Origin of the sequence: Desulfovibrio sp. 1188_IL3213 (assembly GCF_036763145.1) — a bacterium.
In the GTDB taxonomy this organism is placed as follows: Bacteria; Desulfobacterota; Desulfovibrionia; order Desulfovibrionales; family Desulfovibrionaceae; genus Desulfovibrio.
Genome location: NZ_JBAIYR010000105.1, coordinates 1 through 6278 on the forward strand (window position 1 = coordinate 1; position 6278 = coordinate 6278).

At 59.2% G+C, this 6278-nt stretch carries 6 protein-coding genes; all 6 read left to right on the top strand.

The window, feature by feature from the left end; genetic code table 11:
• Positions 1-143: 143 nt before the first annotated feature.
• Positions 144-1175, top strand: coding sequence for an RNA polymerase factor sigma-32 (locus V6C16_RS06255; protein ID WP_333535072.1), 1032 nt, complete (start codon positions 144-146; stop codon positions 1173-1175).
• Positions 1176-1196: 21 nt separating this feature from the next.
• Positions 1197-2942 carry a tetratricopeptide repeat protein gene (locus V6C16_RS06260; protein ID WP_333535067.1) on the top strand — a complete coding sequence of 582 codons (1746 nt, stop codon included), beginning with the start codon at positions 1197-1199 and terminating at the stop codon, positions 2940-2942.
• Positions 2939-3733 carry a hypothetical protein gene (locus tag V6C16_RS06265; protein WP_333535068.1) on the top strand — a complete coding sequence of 265 codons (795 nt, stop codon included), beginning with the start codon at positions 2939-2941 and terminating at the stop codon, positions 3731-3733. The genes V6C16_RS06260 and V6C16_RS06265 overlap by 4 nt, the downstream gene beginning before the upstream one ends.
• Before the next feature lie 143 nt (positions 3734-3876).
• Positions 3877-4311, top strand: a complete 435-nt coding sequence (gene rpiB / locus V6C16_RS06270) for a ribose 5-phosphate isomerase B (RefSeq protein ID WP_333535069.1) — start codon at positions 3877-3879, stop codon at positions 4309-4311.
• 9 nt (positions 4312-4320) lie between these two features.
• Complete coding sequence (gene cysS / locus V6C16_RS06275; protein ID WP_333535070.1) at positions 4321-5772, top strand: cysteine--tRNA ligase; 1452 nt, start codon at positions 4321-4323, stop codon at positions 5770-5772.
• Positions 5773-5800: 28 nt separating this feature from the next.
• Positions 5801-6278, top strand: a 478-nt coding sequence (locus tag V6C16_RS06280; protein WP_333542907.1) for a M48 family metalloprotease, incomplete at its 3' end; no start/stop codon positions are given.

A 6278-nucleotide genomic window follows, 5' to 3' on the forward strand; every position in this document is an offset into this window, starting at 1 on the left:
GCAAGACGCGGGGCCGCACTGCCGCGGGCCTTGCAGCCAAAGCATCCGCCGGAGATACCGGCAAAAAGCAAAAAAAAGAAAAACCCTCGGCACCCGGGTCCGACGACGAAAACCGCCGCACCGGCCCGGTGCTTGATCTTGATATGGACGAAGCCGAAGCCGAACACGACACGGACGAGCCGGACATTGACGCCCCGGACAGCGAAGACGACCTGCTTGATTCCGACCTGGACGAGGACGACGAGCCGCACCTGGTGCATGAAGGCGAACGGGACCGCAGCGTTCCCGCGCCTTCTTCTTCCCGTGTGCCTGCTGTAGGTACCCGCGACAGTCTGCACCTGTACCTTCGGGAAGTGAGCCGTTTTCCCATGCTCAAGCCCGAAGAGGAACACGAACTGGCCCTGCGCGTGCGCGATCATAATGATGCGGACGCGGCCTTTCGCCTGGTTTCGTCCCACCTGCGCCTGGTCGTGCGCATTGCCATGGATTTTCAGCGCCGCTGGATGCAGAACGTGCTTGACCTCGTTCAGGAGGGCAATGTGGGCCTCATGCGCGCGGTCAACAAGTTTGACCCCGACAAGGGCATCAAGTTTTCCTATTATGCCTCGTTCTGGATCAAGGCGTATATTCTCAAGTTCATCATGGACAACTGGCGCATGGTCAAGATCGGCACCACCCAGGTGCAGCGCAAGCTGTTCTACAATCTGAACAGGGAACGCCAGAAGCTCATCATGCAGGGCTATGATCCCGATGCAGCCATGCTTTCGGAGCGCCTGGGCGTGACCGAAGAACAGATCAATGAGATGGATCAGCGCCTTGCGTCCACAGACATGTCGCTCAACGCCCAGGTGGGCGAAGATTCGGGCGGCGCTACCCGTATGGACTTTCTGCCCGCCCTGGGACCCGGCATCGAAGATAGTCTGGCGTCTACGGAAATCGCGGGAATAGTGCGCTCAAAGCTCAAAGCCATCATGCCGAAACTCAACGAAAAAGAGCTGTATATCCTGCACAACAGGCTGCTTTCCGACGAGCCGATCACCTTGCGTGAGATAGGCGAACGGTATAACATCACAAGAGAAAGAGTGCGCCAGCTTGAAGCGCGCCTGGTAGAAAAAATCGGTCAGCATATGAAGAATGACATAGAAGACTTCTCCGATCACTGGATTCAATCCTAAGCTGCACGGATACAGTCCGCAATGAAACGAAAAAATATCGCGCTGCTCTGCGCCCTGATCATGGCCGCCGCCACCTCCTTTTCCCTGCTTGGCTGCGGCGGCTGTGCCGGAACAAAAGCTCCGGCGGACCAAAGCCAGACCCAAGAAAGCTCTGCGGCCTTGCGCGACGTGGAAGTCCGGCAATCCGAAGAGCAGCTTTCGCCCGAGGCCCGGAGCACCTATGCCTTTCTTCTGTGCGCCCAGGCTCTCAACGCGGAAGATGAGGACGCCCTGCTGCGGGCGGCCCCTCTTATGGCTGAAGCCAGGCTGCCCGCCAATATCTGGCTGGAAGGCGGCGTCTGGCTTGTAAGCCGCAAGTCCGCCGAGGCCGTACCCTATCTTGAGCAAGGGCTTTCAGTGGCCCCCGATGACATGTCGCTCAACCTGCTCTACGCCGAAGCGCTTATGGAGCAGGGAGCGCCCGAACGGGGCGTGGAGCTTATGCGCGCCTTTCTGGCAAAGCACCCGGACTCGCTGGACGCCCGTCTGGAACTGGCCCTTCTGCTGGTCAAAGTCAAAGAATACGTTGAGGCCGAGAGTCTGCTCAACAGCGTCAGCGCCAAAGAGCGTACGCCGCTGGTGGACTATTACCATGCCCGCGCGCTCATCGGCATGGACAAACAGGCGGAGGCCATCCCCTACCTTCAGAAAGCCATCAAGGAAATGCCCGATTTTGTGGAGGCCATGGCCGAGCTGGCTTTCATTCACGAGCAGCGCGCGGAACTGAAATCTGCGCGCAACATGTACGAAAAGCTGCTTAAATTCAACTTCTCCCCTCAGGATGTCCTTCTGCGGCTCATCAATCTCTCGCTGCGCATGAACCAGCCCGAAAAAGCGCTGAAATACATGCGCCAGGGGCCGGACACCATCCCTTTCAAACTCACGGTGGCGGGCCTTTTCATCGAATCGCGCCATTATCTGCAAGCTGAAAGCCTGCTCAAGCAGATCGCCGCCAGGGACGACGCCCCTGTGGACGTCTTTCTGCTGCTGGCCGATCTCACCTACGAACAGCGCCACGACTTGCCTCTGGCACTTTCATGGCTGGACAGGATTCCGCCGCAAAGCAAGGCCGCGCCCAAAGGAGCCTTGCTGCGCGTACAGTTGCTTGGCGAATCCGGAAAAGAGCAGGAAGCCCTGGACGCAACCCGACAGGCTCAAAAGCAGTTCAGCGACCTCCCCCAGTTCTGGGATCTGGAAATCCGCCTGCTGGCCCGTCAGAAGCAAATGCCCCATGCTCTCGAGGCCGCGCGCAAGGCCGTGCAAAAATGGCCCGACAGTGCGGAACTGGCCTTCCTGCTTGGCTCGCTGCTGGATGAATCCGGCGACAAAAAAGAAGCCTTCAAGGTGATGGAGCATATCCTTACCCTGCATCCGGACAACTATCAGGCCCTCAACTATGTGGGCTACACCCTGGCTGAAGAAAACCGCGAACTGGAACGGGCCCTGGCGCTGCTTGTCAAAGCCGACGAACTGTCGCCCGACCAGTCGTATATCGTGGATTCCCTGGCCTGGGCTTTATACAAGCTGGACAAGAATGAAGAGGCCCTGGTCCAGATACGCCGGGCCGTCAAGCTTGACGAAAATGCCGATGCCTCCATATGGGAGCACTACGGCGACATTGCCTCAAAGGCCGGACTCAAGGACGAGGCCCGCAACGCCTACCAAAAGGCGCTGGACCTCAAACCCGCCAATGCGGACGCATTGCGGCAGAGACTTTCAAAACAATGAAAAAAACCTTCGTCCTTTGCTGCATTTGCAGTCTTGCCCTGCTGGCCGCCTGCGCCCGCCAGCCCTCTCTGGACATGACGCCTGAAAATCAGGCCAGACTTGAAGCGCGCTGGCAAAAATTTTCAGCCCTCGGACATCAGAACACGCTCGCGCCCTACAGGCTGCAAATGAGTCTGCGGTTCGGCACTGAAGGCGATACCCGCCGCGTCACTGCCCTTTTCTGGGGCAACAGCCAGCGCAGGCTGCGTCTGGACGTCATGGCCGGCGTGGGCGCAACCGTTGCCAAAATCCTTGAAGACGGCCAGCACTTCCTGGTTTACAGCCCCACGGACAACAAGGCGTACTTCTATCAGGGGGCCGCCAAGCCGCTGCTGCAGGTAGGCGTGCCTGTTCCCTTCAACCTGGAGCATCTGGCCGACCTGCTCAACGGCCGCTACAGCGCTGTTTTCGGCAGAAGCTTCACCACCGGCAGCCTTATGCCCGGCGACCTTGCCCAATACACTCTTGAAGGCACGCCCGGCGGCGTGCTGACCCTTGATGCGGCGGGCCTGCCCGTGGCCTGGAGCGAAAAAGGCGACAACGGCAAGGGCTGGAAAATGGAAGTGGCCTACGACAATGCCCAACCTCCCCTGCCGCAGCGCCTGAACCTTGTCCACTCCAACGGCAAGCGCGCCATCGTGCTTATCAAGGACAGGGAAAAGCCCGCAAACCCCTTTACAGACGAGCAGATGACCTTATCCATACCAGAAGGCGTACCGCTGTTGCCGCTGGCAAAATACCGCCAGCCCTAAACCGTTCAAGTTCGCCCGGCGGCCGGACATGGGACGGGGCGGCATTCGCCTGTCTGCTGTTTTTGCTGATTGACCTTTGATTCGCTTTTCTCCGGGCTGGCCGGTCATCCGGCTGGCCCGTTGTCACCCTTGCAGGAGTTGTTATGCAATCCATCCATCTGGCATCGGACCATGCGGGCATTGATCTTAAAACCACACTGGCCGAGCATTTGGGGAAAAAGGGCATCAACGTCGTAAACCACGGCACTGATTCCAGAGAAAGCTGCGACTATCCCGTGCTGGCGCACAAACTTTGCGCCGCTGTGGAAGCCACCGGCGAACTGGGCATTCTCATATGCGGCACGGGCATCGGGGTTTCCATAGCCGCCAACCGCCATGCAGGCATCCGCGCCGCTCTTTGCACCACCGAACTGCACGCCCGTTTTGCCCGCCTTCACAATAATGCCAACGTGCTTTGCCTCGGCGCGCGCGTCACCGGCGTGGAACTGGCACAGGCCATTGTGGACGCCTTTCTGGAAGCCTCTTTTGAGGGCGGCCGCCACCAGCGCCGCCTGGACATGCTCAACCTCCCCGCATAAAGGAAAATCATGCTGCTCTACAACACCCTGGGCCGCCAGAAAGAAGAGTTCGTTCCCCTCCGTCCCGGCAAGGCGCACATGTATGTCTGCGGCATCACCGCTTACGATTACTGCCACATCGGACACGCCCGCTCGGCCCTGGTTTTTGACGTGCTTGTGCGCCAACTGCGCCACATGGGCCTGGATGTGACCTTTGTACGCAACTTCACGGACGTGGATGACAAGATCATCAATCGGGCCAACAAGGAAGGGCGCGACTGGCGTGAAGTGGCCCAGACCTACATCAACGCCTTTTATGAAGATATGGACAGGCTCGGCGTGCAGCGCGCCGACATTGAGCCTCGCGCCACGGACCACATACAGGAAATTCAGGATCTCTGCGCCAAGCTGGTGACCGAGGGCAAGGCCTATGCCACGGCATCGGGCGACGTGTACTTCAGGGTGCGCTCCTACCCGCCCTACGGCAAGCTTTCGGGCCGCAGCCTGGACGAACTGCTCTCCGGCGCGCGCGTGGCCCCAGGCGAAGAAAAAGAAGATCCGCTGGACTTTGCCTTGTGGAAGGCCGCCAAACCTGGCGAACCCTCCTGGGAAAGCCCCTGGGGACCGGGCAGGCCCGGCTGGCATATCGAATGCTCGGCCATGAGCGAACCCTACCTGCCTCTGGACATCCACGGCGGTGGTCAGGATCTGGTCTTCCCCCACCACGAAAACGAAATAGCCCAGACAGAGGCCGTGTGCCATTGCCATCTGGCGCGGTATTGGGTGCACAACGGCTTTGTGCAGGTCAATGCTGAAAAAATGTCCAAGTCGCTTGGCAATTTCAAGACCATTCGCGACATTCTTGAAAGCTATCTACCTGAAACATTGCGTTTTTTCCTACTTGGCAAACATTACCGCAGCCCCATTGACTTTACCGCTGAAGGCATGGACGAGGCGGAAAAAGCCCTGCACAGGGTGTACACCGCCCTGCTGGAAGCACAAAAAGCCCTTACGCGCGAAAAATGGAAAAAATCCCCGTTGCCCGCGCAATTGGCAGAGGACTGGGCCGCACAGGCCGCAGCGCTGGACGAGGCCATGAATGACGACCTCAACACCGCGCAGGCTCTGGGCCATATTTTTACGCAGGTGCGCCTTGTCAACCGGCTGCTGGAAGACAAGACCCTGCGTGCCGCCGAGGCCGGACGAGACCTTTTGCAGGACTTTCTGGCCCGGTCGGAACAGTGGAATGCGCGCCTGGGACTTTTCGGCCGTCAGCCCGAAGCGTTTCTGGCTGACCTGCGCCGCATTCGTGCCACGCGCAAAAACATCGACATCCCTCGCGTGGAGGCCCTGCTGCAAGAACGGCAAGAAGCCCGCGACAATAAGGACTTCGCCCGTTCCGACGCTCTGCGTCAGGCACTGCTTGATCTTGGGGTAAGCGTGCGCGACACCCCCGAAGGGCAGAACTGGGACCTGGAGTAGGCTCGGCCCGGGATCGACGGGAGAACCTATGCTGCATTATTGCGCCCCGCGCCGCTGGACGGCCCTGCTGGTGCTGCTGGCTTTTCTGCTGCCGCAGATATGCCCGACCCCGGCGCAGGCATTCTTTTTCGGCGGCGTGACCATCAAAGACGAAAAGGAGATGGGCAACAAATTCGATATCATGGTGCGGTCCAATCTGCCCATTATCGAAGACCCCGAAGTAAAACAGTATGTGGACTACATGCTGAACAGGCTGGTCAAAACCATTCCGCCCCAGCCTTTCACATTCAAGGCCAGCACCATCCTGCACAACTCCCTTAACGCCTTTGCCGTGCCGGGCGGCTACGTTTATGTGTTCACCGGCCTGATAATGAACCTGGACAAGGAAGAGGAACTGGCCGGGGTTCTGGCTCACGAACTGGCCCATGTCACCCAGCGCCATGTGGCCTCACGGCTGCAACGCGCCCAGTTCGTCACCCTCGGCTCACTGCTGCTGGCCGTGGCGG

Bases quoted from the DNA above. Each gene is read 5' to 3' on its own strand.
- V6C16_RS06265 (WP_333535068.1), top strand. From the start codon at position 2,939: ATGAAAAAAACCTTCGTCCTTTGCTGCATTTGCAGTCTTGCCCTGCTG.
- cysS (WP_333535070.1), top strand. From the start codon at position 4,321: ATGCTGCTCTACAACACCCTGGGCCGCCAGAAAGAAGAGTTCGTTCCC.
- rpiB (WP_333535069.1), top strand. From the start codon at position 3,877: ATGCAATCCATCCATCTGGCATCGGACCATGCGGGCATTGATCTTAAA.
- V6C16_RS06260 (WP_333535067.1), top strand. From the start codon at position 1,197: ATGAAACGAAAAAATATCGCGCTGCTCTGCGCCCTGATCATGGCCGCC.
- V6C16_RS06255 (WP_333535072.1), top strand. From the start codon at position 144: ATGGACGAAGCCGAAGCCGAACACGACACGGACGAGCCGGACATTGAC.